Annotated in this window: 14 protein-coding genes; 4 read left to right on the top strand and 10 right to left on the bottom strand. The window is 51.1% G+C overall.

What is annotated here, in order from left to right:
- Positions 1-168 precede the first annotated feature (168 nt).
- Positions 169-1,782 carry a CTP synthase gene (locus EGM51_09085; protein QBG47537.1) on the top strand — a complete coding sequence of 538 codons (1,614 nt, stop codon included), beginning with the start codon at positions 169-171 and terminating at the stop codon, positions 1,780-1,782.
- An 82-nt stretch (positions 1,783-1,864) separates the two neighbouring features.
- Here the strand turns inward: EGM51_09085 and EGM51_09080 are convergent, their stop codons facing one another.
- The 3 genes from EGM51_09080 to EGM51_09070 are packed head-to-tail and all read right to left on the bottom strand — an operon-like array spanning position 1,865 to position 7,012.
- Positions 1,865-4,672: an autotransporter domain-containing protein gene (locus tag EGM51_09080; protein QBG47536.1), complete on the bottom strand. Its 2,808-nt coding sequence runs from the start codon at positions 4,670-4,672 to the stop codon at positions 1,865-1,867.
- A 41-nt stretch (positions 4,673-4,713) separates the two neighbouring features.
- Positions 4,714-5,214 (bottom strand): translation initiation factor IF-3, encoded by a 501-nt coding sequence (locus EGM51_09075; protein QBG47535.1) that lies wholly within the window; start codon positions 5,212-5,214, stop codon positions 4,714-4,716.
- A gap of 46 nt (positions 5,215-5,260) precedes the next feature.
- Positions 5,261-7,012 carry a threonine--tRNA ligase gene (locus EGM51_09070; protein QBG47534.1) on the bottom strand — a complete coding sequence of 584 codons (1,752 nt, stop codon included), beginning with the start codon at positions 7,010-7,012 and terminating at the stop codon, positions 5,261-5,263.
- A gap of 348 nt (positions 7,013-7,360) precedes the next feature.
- Here EGM51_09070 and EGM51_09065 point away from each other — a divergent pair, with 348 nt between their 5' ends.
- Entirely contained in the window at positions 7,361-7,969 is a 609-nt protein-coding gene (locus tag EGM51_09065; protein QBG47533.1) for a hypothetical protein, read from the top strand.
- On the opposite strand, the gene EGM51_09060 is transcribed toward EGM51_09065, so the two are convergent.
- A complete protein-coding gene (locus EGM51_09060; protein QBG47532.1) occupies positions 7,957-9,183 on the bottom strand; it encodes a DUF481 domain-containing protein in 1,227 nt (408 codons plus the stop codon). The two genes, EGM51_09065 and EGM51_09060, sit on opposite strands and share 13 nt — an antisense overlap.
- Positions 9,132-10,520 (bottom strand): dihydrolipoyl dehydrogenase, encoded by a 1,389-nt coding sequence (gene lpdA / locus EGM51_09055; protein QBG47531.1) that lies wholly within the window; start codon positions 10,518-10,520, stop codon positions 9,132-9,134. The genes EGM51_09060 and lpdA overlap by 52 nt, the downstream gene beginning before the upstream one ends.
- 421 nt (positions 10,521-10,941) lie before the next feature.
- Here lpdA and trxB point away from each other — a divergent pair, with 421 nt between their 5' ends.
- Positions 10,942-11,886 (top strand): thioredoxin-disulfide reductase, encoded by a 945-nt coding sequence (trxB, locus tag EGM51_09050; GenBank protein QBG47530.1) that lies wholly within the window; start codon positions 10,942-10,944, stop codon positions 11,884-11,886.
- A gap of 85 nt (positions 11,887-11,971) precedes the next feature.
- Here the strand turns inward: trxB and EGM51_09045 are convergent, their stop codons facing one another.
- The 5 genes from EGM51_09045 to EGM51_09025 all read right to left on the bottom strand — a co-directional run bounded on the left by EGM51_09045 (position 11,972) and on the right by EGM51_09025 (position 15,146).
- Positions 11,972-12,178 carry a hypothetical protein gene (locus EGM51_09045; protein ID QBG47529.1) on the bottom strand — a complete coding sequence of 69 codons (207 nt, stop codon included), beginning with the start codon at positions 12,176-12,178 and terminating at the stop codon, positions 11,972-11,974.
- Positions 12,179-12,362: 184 nt separating this feature from the next.
- Complete coding sequence (locus EGM51_09040; GenBank protein ID QBG47528.1) at positions 12,363-12,869, bottom strand: hypothetical protein; 507 nt, start codon at positions 12,867-12,869, stop codon at positions 12,363-12,365.
- 84 nt (positions 12,870-12,953) lie between these two features.
- A complete protein-coding gene (locus EGM51_09035) occupies positions 12,954-13,394 on the bottom strand; it encodes a hypothetical protein (GenBank protein QBG47527.1) in 441 nt (146 codons plus the stop codon).
- Between the two features lie 2 nt (positions 13,395-13,396).
- Positions 13,397-14,011, bottom strand: a complete 615-nt coding sequence (locus EGM51_09030) for an FMN-binding protein (GenBank protein QBG47526.1) — start codon at positions 14,009-14,011, stop codon at positions 13,397-13,399.
- Entirely contained in the window at positions 13,917-15,146 is a 1,230-nt protein-coding gene (locus EGM51_09025; protein ID QBG47525.1) for a hypothetical protein, read from the bottom strand. The genes EGM51_09030 and EGM51_09025 overlap by 95 nt, the downstream gene beginning before the upstream one ends.
- Positions 15,147-15,735: 589 nt before the next feature.
- On the opposite strand from EGM51_09025, the gene gap reads away from it, so the two are divergent.
- On the top strand, positions 15,736-16,731 hold the full coding sequence (gap, locus tag EGM51_09020) for a type I glyceraldehyde-3-phosphate dehydrogenase (protein ID QBG47524.1): 996 nt from the start codon (positions 15,736-15,738) through the stop codon (positions 16,729-16,731).
- Positions 16,732-17,467: the final 736 nt, after the last annotated feature.

The following is a 17,467-nucleotide window of genomic DNA, read 5'->3' as shown; positions in this document are numbered from 1 at the left end:
GGCAAAACACAAACAAGTTTGGTGATTTTCACTGTTTGCAGGCCTGGGAAGATGATGTCTTTTTTCCGATAGTTGGATTTTAGGCTTTGAGCCGGTTGCGGAAAGGCGATAGATTCTTTTCCCGTATTTTTTTGAACGATCCAGCACTTTAAATATGGGACAAATTTAATGGCTAAATACCTCTTTATCACCGGTGGCGTGGTTTCTTCGCTTGGCAAGGGCATCACTGCCGCCTCCGTAGGGCGTCTTCTGATTAATCGCGGTTTGAAAATCCGCATGCTCAAAATGGACCCCTACCTCAATGTCGACCCCGGCACCATGAGTCCGTATCAGCATGGTGAGGTGTATGTGACGGACGATGGCGCGGAAACCGACCTTGATCTCGGGCACTATGAACGCTACACCGGTGCGCCGACCTCTCAGAAAAGCAACATTACCGCCGGCAGTATTTACTGGGATGTGCTGCATAAAGAACGGCGCGGCGATTATCTGGGCGGAACGATTCAGATGATTCCGCATATCTCTAATGAGATCAAAGCACGCATTAAAGTGCTGGAAGAAGATAACCCGGATGTCATTCTCTGCGAGCTTGGCGGAACGGTGGGCGATATTGAAGGTCTGATTTTTCTCGAAGCACTCCGGCAGCTGGCCCTGGAGGTTGGGCGTGATAATTCCATGTTTATTCATCTCACCTATGTCCCGTATATTGCCGCGGCGAAAGAGGTGAAAACCAAACCGACTCAGCAGAGCGTGGCCAAACTGCGTGAAATCGGGATTATGCCGGACGTGCTGGTATGCCGGACGGAAGTCGATATGGAACGGGAGCATCTCGAAAAACTGTCGCTCTTCTGCAATGTGCCGAAAGACTGCGTGATCGTTGAAAAAGATGTTGAAACCTCGATCTATGAAATTCCGCTGGTGTTGTCGCGCGCCGGTCTCGATGAAATTATTCTTAACCGCTTCCGGATTGCAAAACCGTCGCGGCCGCTCACTAAATGGGAAAAGCTGATCGAAACGATCCGTCATCCCAAAGGAACGGTTCGTATCGGTGTGGTCGGCAAGTATTCGGAATTGCAGGATGCATATAAATCAATTTATGAAGCATTGTACCATGGTGGTTATGCGGCCGGGTATAAAGTGGATGCCGTGAAAGTGGCGGCGGAAGATATTGAAGATGATCCGTCCGTTCTGGATACGGTGGACGGTGTCTTGATTCCGGGCGGTTTCGGATCGCGCGGAATGGAAGGGAAAATCCGCGCGGCTCAGTATGCCCGGGAAAACAAAATTCCGTTCCTTGGCATCTGCCTGGGTCTTCAGTGTGCAGTCATTGAATTTGCGCGGAATGTCTGCGGGCTGGAGGACGCGCACACGACCGAGTTTGACGAGGAGCGCGGTGTGAAAACCACGCATCCGGTGGTTTGCCTGATGGAAGAGCAGACCGAGGTGCAGGAAAAGGGCGGTACCATGCGTTTAGGAGCCTGTCCGTGCGATCTGAAAGAAGGGTCTAAATCCTTTGCCGCGTACGGGAAAAAACGGGTTTCAGAGCGTCACCGTCACCGCTATGAAGTCAATAACCGCTATCGTGAGCAGCTCGAAGCCAATGGTCTGATTCTTTCGGGAATCAATCCGGATATCGGTGTGGTGGAAATGATCGAACTGGCCGATCACCCTTGGTATGTTGCCACGCAGGCGCATCCGGAGTTGAAATCCCAACCGGTTGATCCGCATCCGCTGTTCAAAGATTTTGTCGCCGCATCCGTAGCCCGGATGAAAGAGCAATAGTTCCGTTCCGGAATATTTCGACGGGTGGACATAAAATCCCCGGCTGAAATCAGGCGGGGATTTTTCTTGTCCGGCAGACTGTTCAGAATGCGAAGATGGCTTTGGCCGAAAGGTTGTGTGAGTTGAAGTCTTCGCCGATCAGTTCATCAAAATCGAGGCGTAACAACACGTTTTTGCGGGATGCTTTTTCCGTATTGAAAAAGGTAAGCCCGACTCCGAGGCGGATAGTATCCTCATCAAGATAAGGATAAATGATGGTATAATCGTTCGCGCCGCCCACAAGCTGATAATGGAGGTCACCGGGTTCCGGATTGAATTCCCGAAGCCAGTGGGCGCGGCCCTCGATTTTGAATGCAAAGGTCTCCATGGCTGTGGAATTCAGCATGGCTGCATTGAGACCCAGCGAACCGACAAATGAGTCGGAATCAAAGGAGTCAAACGTGCGCGGTGCCGCTGCCGTTCCGCTTTCAGTATAGCCGTCCTGCTTGTAGGTGGTGTAGCGGATAGAGGTTTCCGGCGTAATGACGGTTCCGGCCCTCGGGAGTTCAAAGCCGATACCGCCGCCGAGATGGGCACTGAACAGATGGGAGTCAAACTCGCTTTCAAGCGTGAGCGGATCGGCTGTGGAGGATTCCACATCGTTGAATCCATAAGCCAGTCCGGCATCGATGAAGGAATGCCCGAAACCGATTGTGGAATACACAGTTCCCTGGAAAGCATTCATCGTCTGTTCGGCGCTGCTTTCGGCATCGATTTTATAATTGCCCATTCCGCCGGCCAGACCGATGAGTAGCCGTCCGAAACTTTTATCCATGCCGATTAAGCCACCGTGCATGGTGGCATCATATTCCGGGTTCAGTCCATCAGGACTCCGTGAGTAAAAGTTGCCATAATATTTCATCCAGAAGCGCCAGTCGTTCGGTGTTTCGGCCCCTGGGCCCCGGAGGCCATTCGGCGCTTTCGGCAGTGCAAGCTGGTCGCGGAATTCGGTTCCGCGCGAAAGAGAGAGACCGATTGCGGCATCGAGGCCCTGTTTGGCAACCTGGAAGGTGTTCATGGTGGTGAAGTAGGTTTCTTCGACCAGTGCGCTCGATTGTTTGACGCCGAGATTATTAATAATGACGTTCATCTCGGTGGGGGCCAGATTTTCCAGTTCGTTGGCCAGCACGGCGAAATCACCTGCGGCATTCCAGTAGTCGGAAAGTTTGAGGGTGTCAAAAATGATGCTTAGTCCGGAGCCTGACGGATCAAATACGGCGGTGGTCCGGCTTTCCGCATTCGTATTTGCCGAAACAATGATTTCGGCATTGATCAGATTGGTGTCAAAGCCGGAAAGCGCACCGCTGATAATACTGATGTTTGTGACGCCGGAGGAGAGACCGGCGAGGCTGGCGTCTACCGTCAGGCTTGAATTGGTTTCAAAGGTGACGCTGGCGGCCTGCAGCATTCCTGCCTGATTGGTGATTATGGAGAGGTTGAGGCCGGAGCCCGTGGCAAAGCGTGCATCCCCGGAGGTTATGATGGATCCGGTTCCGGTATTCAAGGTGCCGCCGTTGGTTACGGTGAGACCGGAAAAATGCACCGTACTTTCTGTGGTGTTGAGCGTGATGTCTCCGCTGAGAACAAAGTCCTGATTAAAAGTCAGGGTGCCGCTTTCGATTTTCAGTGTCTGGAAGGCGGTATCATCATAATTTTCCACTTCAACGGTTCCTCCCTCCATGTATACATCGGCATATACGGCAATATTACTGACGCTGACAAACTGCGTACCGTTAGAGGTGTTAATAAAAGAGAGGCCGTTGAAGTTGCCGCCATGAAGGTACAGGTCGTTGTGCCCGGATCCGGTGGTTATGCTGAGCAGGCCTTCGCCGGAATAGGTGCCGCCATAGGTGGTCATATCGCTGTTTTCAATCACGGCGGAATGAAGGTCATCGGCCGCATTAAAGGTGCCGCCGTAATTCGTGACGGATGAGCCATTGCGGGCGTACAATGCATAGCCGCCGGCATCGTCAGTTCCGTTCACCGAGCCGCCTGCTCCGGCATTGAACGTTCCGCTGTGAATGACGAGGGTGGAGTTGGTGGCCAGCACGGCGTGGCCGCCTGTGGCATAGGACGTATAGTTCCCGTAAGCCCCGGCGCTTCCGCCGGCCCCGCCGGATACCGTGGTGTTGCTGAGCACAACAGACGAGGAGTAAATTTCCAGACCGTGGCCTCCGACAGCCCAGGTGTTGGTTTCGATGGAGCTGGCACTTCCGGCTGCACCGCCGGTCAGTGTGCCGTCCGAAATAGAGGCATATGTTCCGTTTTCCACGATGAGTGCGGTTGAGCCCGACGCATTCGCAACGGAGGCCTCGCCGGGAAGCGGAGGACCGCCGCCGGACACCGTGCCGCCGTTTTCAACAGATTGTCCGGTAAATACGGCATCCTGAATTTCCGCATGACTTACACTTGAAAGCCGCCCGCCGATGGCACCGGTCCACTCATTGGAAGCCGCGTTTACTGAGCTTCCTCCGAAGGAGCCTCCGCTGACAATTAGGTCGGTTCCGCCGAAAACCGAGAGCGATACGTGATTGGACGAGGTTAACAAACCTCCGGCAGTTGTGCTGATGCTGAACGTGTTGAAACTGTTGCTGATATTCACATATCCCGATACCTCATGATTCAGGGTCAGCGAGGTGGTAAGGGGATTGAAAATATCCAGATCGGTTGAGCCGTCATTAAACGTGGTCAGGGCGGTTCGGTCGAGATTGGACCCATAGACATCACTGTTTGATGCTTCGTTGTTCTGGGCGTAGGCGGCCAGACATAAAAAAAAGGCATATGCCGCAACAAGCGGCATGGCCTTTTTCAGCTGACCGACCAACGGGTTCCGGTTTGAATACGCTTTCATAGGGAACAGCTCCGTGGATCGGGTTTTATGGTATCTGTCTTTTACTTCTGTTTCTTTTTCGGAACGAGTACCGCATTGATGAAACGCCCCTGCATGCGGGGTGCCTGATCAACCGTGGTGATATCGACAGTGTCCTGAATGACCCGCTGCATCACTTCCATACCCAGTTCGCGGTGGGCATTTTCACGGCCGCGGAACATCAGCGAAATTTTGACCCGGTCGCCATGTTCAATGAATTTGCGCAGATTGCGCATCTTGGTCTCGTAGTCGTGGTCGCCTACGTTGACACGGAACTTCACTTCTTTGAGCTTGGTCTGAACCTGATGCTTCTTCTGTTCTTTTTTCTTTTTTTCCTGATCATACTTATACTTGCCATAGTCCATGATTTTGCACACGGGCGGTTTGGCATTGGGTGTGATTTCGACCAGGTCGATACCGTATTGTTTTGCACGATTGAGGGCATCGCTTGTTTTCATGATGCCTATCGGTTCACCGTTCGGATCGATTACGCGGATTTCAGGTACCCGAATACGATGATTCATACGCACCTGCGGCTCGCGCTGCTGCCGTCCTCTGAAGTTTTGCCTGCTAATCTGAGACCTCCATGTCTACTGTTGTTTTATCCAGCTCTTCTTTTTTGAGCTGGGCGATGAAATCGTCGAGCGTGCAAGCACCTTTCATGCCTTTTAGGCGGTGACGTACGGACACCTCGCCGTTTTCCATTTCCTGCTTTCCGATAATAAGCATATATGGGACTTTGTCCAGCTGAGCGTTCTTTACTTTTCCGTTCAGTTTGCCCTGCTTTGTATCGACCGTAGCGCGGATTTCCGCATTCCGGAGTTTGGAAAGAATGTCGTCGGCATAATCGAGCTGCTCGTCGGAAAGCGGCAGTACACGCACCTGTTCGGGTGCGAGCCAGACCGGGAATCCGCCGGCATAATGTTCAGTCAGAATGCCGAAGAAGCGTTCGATTGAGCCGAAAAGTGCCCGGTGCACCATATAGGGGCGGTGCGCTTCACCGTCGTCGCCGATGTATTTAAGATCAAAACGCTCCGGCAGGTTGAAGTCAAACTGAATGGTCGAGGTCTGCCACTCGCGGCCGATTGCATCCTTCACTTTCAGGTCGATTTTCGGGCCGTAAAACGCGCCGCCGCCTTCGTCGATTTCGTAGGGGAGGCCTTCTGCTTTAATGGCGGATTCGAGCGATTTGGTGGCCTGATCCCAGCGGGCTTCTTCACCGACCGCTTTTTCCGGGCGGGTGGAGAGATAGGCCTTTACTTCGGTGAAGCCGAAGGTTTTCCAGATGAAGTTGCAGAACCGAATGACTTCTTTCACTTCGTCTTCAATCTGTTCAACGGTACAGAAAATGTGGGCATCGTCCTGGGTAAAGCCGCGGACGCGGAAGAGACCGTGCAGTGTGCCGGCTTTTTCGTAGCGGTAAACCGTGCCGAGTTCGGCCCAGCGCAGCGGCAGTTCGCGATAGGAGCGGAGTCCGGATTTATAGATTTCCACATGGAACGGGCAGTTCATCGGTTTGACAAAATATTCCTGACCGTCCACGTCCATGGCGGAAAACATGCCTTCGCGGTAGAAGTCGAGATGGCCCGAAGTTTCCCATAGATTGGCTTTCCCGACATGCGGTGTGAAAATGATGTCATAACCGTTTTTATAATGCTCTTTGCGCCAGAAATCTTCGATGATGGTACGGACGCGGCCGCCTTTCGGATGCCAGTTCACCAGTCCCGGACCGACATTTTCAGAGATGGAGAAAAGGTCGAGTTCCTTGGCCAGTTTTCGATGGTCGCGCTTCTGGGCTTCCTCGATCTGTTTCAGATAGAGTCGCAGCTGCTTCGGATTAGTGAAAGCGGTGCCGTAAAGGCGTTGCAGCATCGGGTTGGTTTCTTTTCCGCGGTAATACGAGCCCGCAATATTCATGATTTTGAAGGCGCGCAGTTTGCCGGTGCTTTCCACGTGCGGTCCGGCGCAAAGATCCATGAATTCGCCGCAGGTGTAGAAGGTAATGTCTTCACCTTCGGGAATATCCGCCAGCCGCTCCAGTTTGTATTTCTGGTCTTTCAGAATTTCTTTGGCTTCATCACGGGAAACGGTTTTACAGACAAATTCATGATCTTCATCAATGATCTTCTGCATTTCGGCTTCAATGCGTTCGAAGTCTTCCGGGGTGATGCGTTCGGGCAGGTCAAAGTCGTAATAGAAGCCGTCCTCGGTCGATGGTCCGATGTCGAGCTGCACATTATCATACAGGCGGCAGACGGCTGCGGCCATAACGTGCGCTGTGGAGTGGCGCAGGCGATCCAAATCATTCATGTCGTTTCTCATCCTCTGAAGTAGAAAGAATACTCTGTAAAAAGGCGGTAAATATAGGGCGTTAGGGCAGGGGTGTCAATTGGCACGGGCTTTGAATTCGATCCGCTTTTTTTCGGGGTTTTATGAGGGGGGAGGGAGCTGTCGGTTCAGTTGCGCCCGTCGGGCATCTTTTTCTGTTGTGCTCATAAACGGATTCCTATCGGGCACCTTCTTGCTGAACAGGACCGGCTAAAAAGAAAGAGAAAATGATGTGTGGAGTTTGAATTCTTCTTTAATTAGCATGGTATTCTTTTATGCAGTATGCCACTATTTACACTTATTGTGTTCGGGGAAGGGTATGTATTATCATTGGAGTGATTTATGAGAATTTTTGTCCTGCTTGTTTCCGGTATGTTGGCTGGCTGCGCGTCGACGGGATCGAAAGTGTACAAACCGCATAGCAGCCGGGAAAAGAAAGCATTTGTCCGTGCTGACCGGTCTGTGACGTTTGCTGATGTTCAGACCAATTTTCAGACATATCTCGAAACTGAAGTGGCATGGGCGGGGGTCATTCGTGGTATTGAGTTTAAGGAAACGGAGCGTACGATTCAGGTGGCGTTTGATATCGATTACCACGATTTTGACTGGAGAAATTACGGCGGCGGAAAACCGTACCGTCTGGCAGCTGAAAACGGGGGGCGGTTTAAGGCCGGATGGACTGTTGATAAGCCGACTCGGATCAGTTATCTGAAAACGCTGGCAAAACCTGGTTATATGATTCTGGTTTACGGAAAACCCTGGCGGCGAGATGACACTGCGGTTCTACTGGCGGCGACTGCTGTGCGGTTGGTCAGTACGGGGGACTATGAACTTCTTCCGGAGGAAGGAATGGAGCATCAAACAGAGCTTCTGCGTGAGTCGGAGGGCGCGGAGTTGCAGTCCGATACGGTGTTCGGTAAAAATAAAAACAGGCCGGTTCAGAACTTATAGACCAGGCTGGTCAGTAGGGCTTTGTCATAATAGCCCTTGTCGTCGTAGAAAACTTCGGTGTCCTTATCAATCTTGTATTCCACGCGCAAAAACAGTTCGCGTACCAGTTTGTTTTGAACACCGAAGGAAAAGACGAGATGATAGTCGTCCAGATTGCCCAGGTGGGTGTATTTCTGGATGATTTCCAATTCCTGAGCGGACAGGATTTTCCAGCTGAAATTTTCATCAAAGATAAATTTCGGCAGTGAGACTGATGTCTTGTTGCTCCGGCTGGAATCGAGCCGGTCGTAGATGTGGTAGCCACCGCCGGCAGAAGTGGAGAGTTTTACCCGTGAGTCTTTGCCAAACCATTTAATCCCCAGTTCCGCAGTCTGTAGATATTCGTTTTCGATACGCCGGTTGTAGTCGCGCTGATAGAGTGTTTTGGCTGTGGCGTAAAGATTCTTGTTCTTGAAACTGCGGTTGTATTTCTGTGTGATATTGAAGAAATCATCGCGGATTTTATATTCATCTTCACTGTAGCGGTAGGTCCAGTCCCAGCGCAGGGAGTTGCGCTCACCTTTCCAGTTCAGGTTTCCGTAAAGTCGATAGGTTTCATATTTTTCATCTTTATAGACCCCACTGAGATTGGAAGTGGTTTTGTTTCGCAGAGCAATGGCCAGACCTGCCTGGCCTGACCATTGTTTTTTCTTCTTTGTCTTTTTGGAGGTGTCTTTTTGGGGCGGCTTTGCTGCAGCTTTTTCTGGTTTTTTAGATGCAGGAAGATTGGGGGGCTTTGCCTCGTTTTTGGCAATTGCGTCTTTCGGGACGGTAATTTCGCCAAGCTGATCTTGAGTGAAACGGATTTCGGCAATATCGCGCGGATTAATGCTGATCGAGCCAAAGGCCGCCGATTTGAAATACACATGGCTGGCAGTCTGTTCAAGAATTTCGCCGCTCAATACATCGCCGTTATTCAGCACAATGGTATCCTGCGCAAAGCCGGTCAGGGCTGCGCTGAACAGGAGAATGAGGCTGAAAATACTATTTTTCATGAATGAACACGTACTTTTCAATAACAGGCCGCGGAACGTATCGGTTTGGTTTCCGCGGGTCAATCTCTGCAAAAAGAAAAACGCCTTTCGGAAAAGACGTTTTTGCTTCCTGTGATTGGACGTTTTTTTCAGCGAGCTGGCGGAGCATGTACACAGCTTTTGTGCAGGGCATGCGCACATTCCATCCAGACTTCGGCGAAAGTCGGGTGGGCGTGAACCGTATTGCCCAGTTCTTCTGCTGTAATTTCTTCGCGGACGGCCACGACCATTTCGCTGATCAGGTCCGTGGCGTGCGGGCCGGCACACTGAGCACCGATAATAATATCGCTTTCCTTGTCCGCGATAATTTTTACAAAGCCTTCGGTTTCGTTTGCTGCCTGCGCTTTGCCGAGTGGTTTAAAATGGAATTTGCCGATGTTGTATGCTCGGCCAAGTTTTTTGGCTTCTTCTTCCGTGAGGCCGACAAGCGCCACTTCGGGTGAGGTGAAGATGACGCCGGGAATGACGACTTCTTCGATTTTCTCTTCTTGTTTCAGAATGTATTCGCAGACATACATTGCCTGCGAGGTAGCCGCATGGGCAAGCTGCATGCGTCCGGAAACATCGCCGATACAGAAAATATTCGGAATGTTGGTGCGGCTGAGCTCGTCGACTTCGACGTAGCCGCGTTCGTTCACATTCACGCCGGCGGCTTCAATATTAAGACCGTCCAGTACCGGGCTGCGGCCAATGGATACCAGCAGCATATCGGCTTCGAGAATTTTATCACCCGCTTTTGCGGTCACCTTGTCATCGGCGGCCACGATATCCTGCATGGCATCGCCGGTCAGGAGCGTCATGCCGAGCTCGCTCTTCATATGTTTTTTAACGACATTGCGGATATCTTTGTCGAGCAGCATCAGAATATCGGGCAGTAATTCAACAATGGTGACTTTTACGCCCAGTCCTGCCGCCATACAGGCCAGCTCGGACCCGATGTAGCCACCGCCGAGTACAAGCAGGGTTTCCGGAAGTTCTTCCAGTTCCAGAAAGGCGCGGCTCTCAACAATCCGATCATGCTTCGGAATAAAGCCGGGAACGGTGGACGTGGAGCCGGTGGCGATAATAATATTTTTACCGGTAATGGTTTCCGTTGAACCGTCGGCTTTTTTCACCGCAATGGTGTTAGCGTCTTTGAATGAGCCTGTTCCTTCAAAAAGGGTGATGCCGTGCGATTTCAGGAGGTAGGCGATGCCGTTCTGCTGCGTCTGAATGACATCATCTTTCCGCTTTTTCATGGCGGAATAGTCGATTTCCGGTTTTCCGACGTTGATGCCGAAGGATTCCGCATGAAGAATCTTCTGATAAACCTCTGCTCCGGCAATCAGGGTTTTCGTCGGGATACAGCCGCAGTTCAGGCAGGTTCCGCCGAGCCATTCCCGTTCAATGATTGCGGTTTTTGCGCCCAGTTGAGCCGCTTTAATAGCCGCCGGATAACCTCCCGGGCCCGCACCGATTACAATAACATCAAAATCCATTTTATCTGCTCTCCTTAAATAATGATCGGAGTATTGGTATTTTATGATCTATGAGTCAACCCTAAGCGTTTTCCAATGTTGGAAGTTTCCGCAGTTTCACTGAAGTCAACTTCTATCAAAGTGTATTCCCTATGTGAAAGCGTGAACATTGCAGTCTGCACAAAGCGGGTTCCCGGCGGGGTGGAGTCCGGCGTTATATTAAATATTCATACTTTTAAATATATGAATCGTACCATTGCCTAATTCTCCGTTAAGGATCAATAATTTCATACATTATAATGTATGAAATTATATAGCGTATATCGTGCATTATTCTGAGGATTCTTTTCGGAAGAAAAAGAAAGGGCGGGGTGGGTAAACAGTTGTAAACGCGTTTGATTAAGGCTGAACGTTCCTGTAGTTTCAACGTCCATAAACTCCAATGTATTTAACTGAAGGAAACAATATGGAAAATGTTGTAATTATCGGCGCTGGAGCTGCGGGCTATACTGCGGCGATTTACTGCGCCCGTGCGAACCTTGAACCGCTCGTGATTGAAGGTATGCAGCCGGGTGGGCAGTTGACCACGACGACAGAAGTGGAAAACTATCCGGGATTCCCGGAGGGAATCGATGGTACGGAAATGATGGATAAATTCCGTGCGCAGGCAGAGCGCTTCGGTGCAAAGTTTCTGCAGTATGATGCGGTGGCTAAAGCAGATTTTTCGAAGAAGCCGTACAGACTCGAAATGATGGCGGGCGATCCGATTGAGGCTAAATCTGTGATTATTGCCACGGGTGCGACGGCTAAATATCTCGGTTTGGAGTCGGAGCAGAAATTTATGGGACGCGGCGTTTCGGCATGCGCCACCTGCGATGGCGCTTTCTATAAGGATGTTCCGGTAGTAGTGGTTGGCGGCGGCGATACGGCCTGTGAAGAGGCAACTTTTCTTACCCGTTTTGCTTCTAAAGTGACGCTGGTGCATCGTCGGGATGAACTGCGAGCCTCGAAAATTATGGCTGAACGCACCGTTAAGAATGAGAAAATTGAAATCGCGTGGAATTCTGTTGTTGAAGAAATCGTAGGCGATGATTCCGGAGTGACGGGCGTGAAAATCCGCAATGTCAAAACGGATGAAATCACAGAGATTCCGGCGTCGGGATATTTCTCGGCCATTGGTCATAAGCCGAATACGGAACCATTTGATCAGCTTGAAAAGGATGAAGTGGGTTATTTGATTGCAGATGGTGTGAAAACCAAATTTGAGGGTGTATATGCGGCGGGTGATGTGTCGGATGCGGTTTATCGCCAGGCGATCACTGCTGCCGGAACCGGCTGTGCCGCTGCACTGGAAGCGGAGCGTTATCTGGAATCGCTGGAAGATTAGTCGATGTAGAGGTCGCACGCTTTGCTTTCATAGGTTGCAGAGTCGGCGATGCTTCGGTCTCAAGCCCCGTTTTCAGCGGGGCTTTTTATTTGCCAAGGGACGGCGGTTTGCCGGTGCGTTTCTGCAGCTGCATACCGCGCAGTTGGAAGACGGTTTTATTAAGTCTCGGGGTGCAGCAGTTTTCTATCGGGACTACGTAAATGATGGCTTCGGTATAAAAGGTGAATTTCCGGATCAGGGCATTGCTGATTCCGATGATGAGGCAGCAGATGATCTGACCGCTTTTGTTCATAGGGTTGAGACCGGGGCGGATACGATGAATACGGCGCTTAAGAGGGGCGGGGGGAGCCGGTTGTATCAGGGGCGATTTCGTCGAAGCCGAGGAAAATCTGTTCCGGATGTAGAAAGGGCGTTTCCGGCGTCTGGAAATCCACAGGATTTTCCCAGTCGATCTTAATGGTACAGCGTATGTATCCTTATGGTTTGGTCCATTCGGGCGGCGATTCCAGCTGCAGAGCAATATGGCGCGCAAGGTAGTTAAGATATCCGGAGGTTTTAATCCCATAGCGTGTGGCACCGGACAAGGCATCAACGGCCGATTTTTCAGCATGAGGATCGAACGGAACATTCCGGAACTGTTCGAGGACGGTCATGACCTGTTTACGGTCCTTGGCATTTTTTATTTTTTCAATGTCTGGAAAAACAGCTTCGCGCAGAATGTAGCCGGTTTCTGTTTTATCGACGATGACTACTCCGGTGATGGTTTTAAAGGATTCGATTTCGCGGAAAGCCACACCGGTTTTCGGTTTCCCTTTTTCATCGAAGCCGATATAGAGCGCTTTAATTGTGCGTGAATAGGGGATAGGGGATTCGGCTGTCCGCAGGCCTTTGAGCGCGGTTTTTACGGTCTGCTCCACAGTATCAGCTAATACAGTAGATGCGATCAGCCAGAGTGTTGTCAGAATGGTTGCGTTTCGTATCATACTCTGTCTTGGGAACGACGCAAGATACGGTTTTATGACGATCAGGTGCAAGGGCTTAAATGTAAAAAGCCATCTGTGTGTGCGTCAGTTTCGGGATAGGGGGGAGACTGGGCGAACTTTCTGTAGTAAATGAACAAGGTAACCCAGTATCCATATGAGTGAGGCCATCAGGTGGACGATAATCCAGGTTTTGCGCCAGACCGGCTCGATAGCGGTCATTATGGCATATCCTGAAAAAATCATGGGCAGTGCCGAATAGAGCATGCTCAATCCGCTGTTCTTCCGTTTTCCGGTTTTCCGCTTCAGGTGGGGTTCTGCATGCCGGGCCCAGAGATGGCCCAGCATGAGAACCAGCAGAGGAGTGACCCAGATGTGGGCATGCTGGATATGCGGCTGCCAGGGGTGTCCGACGATGGCATAGGGATCGTCAGATTCACAGCCGTAGGCCATCCAGGCATAAACAAGCCCGGTAACGATGACGAGACCGTTGGAGCTGTGCAGCAGCCAGGCGTCGGAACGGGTCATGATCAATCCTGCTGTTCGAGGACCTGATGGATAGCCAGTGTGCGCCGTGCGCACTGTGTAACCGCCCGCGAGGTCAGGGTGGCCCCGGTGATACCGTCGATGTTCTTTTTCATGCGGATTTCATCTTTAACCGTTTTTCCGAGGAACTGTTCCAGCCAACCGTCACGCGCGATGTATTCTGCAGGTTCGCGAAAAGCCAGCACCCGGATGCCGACCAGCTTCCTGTCGGTATCGACTGCCACCATCAGGGTTTCCGGCAGCGTTCGTACCATATGTTTGTCGAGATAGGCATAGCCCAATGTTCCGGATTCGCTGTATACCGCGTAGCGGGTCACCAGGGCTGTGATGTCTTTCTGTGCTGAAAGATCCGCCACGGCCTGTTGCTGTGTCTGCGTCAAAAGCCGTGTTTCCCGCCCGAAAGAGACCGCTTTGGGGAAGATCTGGCGGACGGCCTCATCTGCAGTGGGGTATTTCCCCGCCTGCACAGAGGCCGCCAGCAGTATGCACGATAAAAAAGTTGCCTTAAAAGACATAGCCCATAGCCAGGTTGGTCTGATCAAGGTTGTCATTGTTTCCGTTCCGGATGAACTGATGTTCAAGTTTGAACACGACTTCATCAATCGGCTGGAAGTTCAGGCCGGCTGTGATGATGTCGTAACGATACAGATCGGCGTTGACGGTGGAGCCTGCCGCTTTTTTGCTCTGTGTATCCACCTGCTCCAGCCGAAGGTACGGGGTCAACTGGAGTTCCCCTTTGTCTGAGTTTGAAAAGATATCGTAGCCGAATTCGGTGTACCAGCCAAACATCTGTTCGCCGATATACTCGGAAGTTGGCAAACTGTTAGCAACACTCAGGTCATCCGCATTGCTCAGTTTGGTTGCTGTTACCAGTGCGTTGAATGTGAAGCCGCCTTTGCGGGCCATAATGTGGGCTTCTCCCAGCATGAATCCTGCGTCTACGCCGGTATTCTGCCCTTGTTCACCGCCGTAGATTGAGCCGCCGATGGTGAATCCCGGTGTGACTTCCCAGTCTGCACGGGTGACGAGCGAGAAGTCTTCGGCAACCGCTTTGGAGCCTTTCTGCCGTCCCCCGCGTACACCATCCGCGTCGATCTCGTTGCCGTCCAGACTGGTGACGACATAAACTTTGTAGCTGACCGGTCCGATATCACCGAAAATACCGGCACCGTTTTCACGCCAGGTGGTCGGGATGATTTTATTTTCAACCATGGAGCGTTTGGCCGTGAGGAAGACGGTGGGTTCGTGCAGTTCGTTTATGATGCCGACCGGAATAAGTATCAGACCGCCGCGGAAGTTTAGCGCATCACTGTGAAGATAATCCAGATAGGCGAATTCAACAAAGGCTTCATTAGCGTGTTCAAGTTCGATTTCAGTGTTGAGTACCCACTTCTCGTTAAATTTATATCCGAAATAGAGGATGGCGCGAAGCATGTCGAACTGATCGTCTTTGGTGCTGTCTGACCCGTTGTGGTTTTCATAGAGCACTTCGCCGTAACCGCCGATGGACAGACCCTGGTCTTTATTGTAGACCTTCGATGCCGCAGGGCCCATGCCGTAAACGGATTCTCCAAGTTCGGGGATAACATCGGCGAAACGGTCCTTTTCCACTTCACCGGTTAAAGCTTTCACCTGTTCTTCGAGTGCAGCCAGTCGCTCGGCGTCACGGTCTCCGGCCAGAGTCACGGTTGCTGCAGCGGTCAGACCGATGATCATTATGTTCTTACAGTTCATTTGCATCTCCTTTGTCTATTAAATCGGCCGCGAACGAAGAGGAACCGGTAGAAAGAGGGGCATAGTGACAGGCGGAAAAGTGCAGTCCTCAAACGGTCTGGAATGATATTGTTCGGGCATAGTTTTACGATCCGGCACACGGTTCAGCCGCAGAACCCGCCCGCTGGGATTATCTCGTTTAACAACAGCCTTCAGGACCACCCTGACAGGAAACTTTTCCGATATCCGGAAAACGCCGTGAATTTAACGCAGCCTAGCAGCAAGTCAAATTCTTATTTAGATTAAATATAAATAACGACGCGTTTGTATGGATTTCGGATTTGAGCATGACAGGGACGGGAAAGGTTGCAGAAATGGCTTCTGATGTTTGCAGGGTTGATCGCCGCAGGGCTGTTAACGAACCGAAGACTCTGCGATAGAGGTGTTTTTGATATTGAGAATCAATCTTATTAGAGGCTGGGTAACTATCGGTATTTACGCATCGAAAAACAATTCTAAGGATATTGACGGGGTTTGGGCGGTTGGGTAGTGTTTGCGCTCATTTTGAACGAAACTGGTGTTTCTAACCTAAAAAGGAAAGGTGCTAATCATGGCTACTAAAATTGGTATTAACGGTTTCGGCCGTATCGGACGTATGGTATTCCGCGCAGCTGCGGCTCGTGAAGATATCGAAGTTGTAGGCATCAACGACCTGCTGGACGTTGATTACCTCGCATACATGCTCAAGTATGACTCTGTACACGGTCGTTTCGGAGGTACTGTTGAAGTAAAAGAAGGTGCCCTTGTTGTAGACGGCAAGGAAATCCGCATCACCGCTGAGCGCGATCCGGCCAACCTCGCCTGGGGCGACGTTGACGCAGAAGTGGTTGTTGAATCCACCGGTTTCTTCCTGACTGACGAAACTGCCCGTAAACATATTGAAGCCGGTGCAAAGAAAGTCGTTCTTTCCGCTCCGTCCAAAGATGACACTCCGATGTTTGTCTGCGGTGTAAACACCGATTCCTACGCAGGTCAGGACATCGTTTCCAATGCTTCCTGCACGACCAACTGCCTGGCACCGATCGCTAAGGTTCTGAACGACAAGTTCGGTATCGAAAAAGGTCTGATGACTACCGTTCACGCGGCTACTGCAACACAGAAAACTGTTGACGGTCCTTCCATGAAAGACTGGCGCGGCGGTCGCGGCATTCTGGAAAACATCATCCCGTCTTCCACCGGTGCAGCTAAAGCGGTTGGTAAAGTGATTCCGGAACTGAACGGCAAACTGACCGGGATGGCTTTCCGCGTTCCGACTTCCGACGTTTCTGTTGTTGACCTGACCGTCAACCTGAAAAAGGAAACCACTTACGAAGATATCTGCGCGGCAATGAAAGAAGCTTCTGAAGGTGAACTCGCTGGTGTTCTCGGTTATACTGATGAGCCGCTGGTTGCCACGGACTTCCGTGACGAAGTGAACACTTCGGTCTTTGATGCAGGTGCCGGTATCCAGTTGGATGGTACTTTCGTTAAGGTTGTATCCTGGTACGACAACGAATGGGGCTACTCCAACAAGGTTCTCGACCTGATCAAAGTTATCGTCGGTTAAGTTCGGACGATTCTCTGAATTCAAAAAGCGTCTCCATTCCGGAGACGCTTTTTTTATGTACGAACCTGCCAGTACGTTATCAGCGGAGATACGAGGCCCGGCTCGGAATAAACAACCGATCGCGTCCCCATCGAATGCAGTCTGGTAAAGATATATTCTTCGGGGTTGGAAACCGGTTCCGGTGCCAATGCTGAAAAAGGGCATTCGGTTGTCATAGGGCGATTTGCTGTCCTGAAGCAGGTCGAGCATGATTTCTGTATAGATCCGGCTTTTTTCGTTGGTCGGCTGGCTGATGTCGCCGCCTGTGAAAATATAAGGGACCCTTTGCCGGCCGGCGGAATCTCCGCTTCGGTAAAACCGTTCAACGTTGTATGTTGCGGGTTCCAGCTGCAGATAAAACTGCTGTGTAATGCGGCAGCGCGCAAACACACTTTGGGTAGTGGTCATACCGGATTTCCACACCCGAAGAACACTTCGGCGTTATCTGATAGCTGATCATCGGTTCTATTCCAATCACTGAATAATCGCCGAAGGATAAATTGATGAAGCCGCCGAAATACAGTTTGTCGCGGGGTTGCTTCGGGATTCATTCGGTGAAGTTTTCGCGTCATGGAGGCCGGTTTTGCTGCAGTGTTTTTCTGTGCCGGAATATTTGAACTTCCGAAGAACAGTGCGAGGCAAATCCGGACCGCTTTTTTTATGCATTCTCCGGGCGCTGATGATTCGGTTCTATGTG

It is taken from the genome of Verrucomicrobia bacterium S94, assembly GCA_004299845.1.
In the GTDB taxonomy this organism is placed as follows: domain Bacteria; phylum Verrucomicrobiota; class Kiritimatiellia; order Kiritimatiellales; family Pontiellaceae; genus Pontiella.
This window is presented reverse-complemented; position numbering and strand designations above follow the sequence as displayed.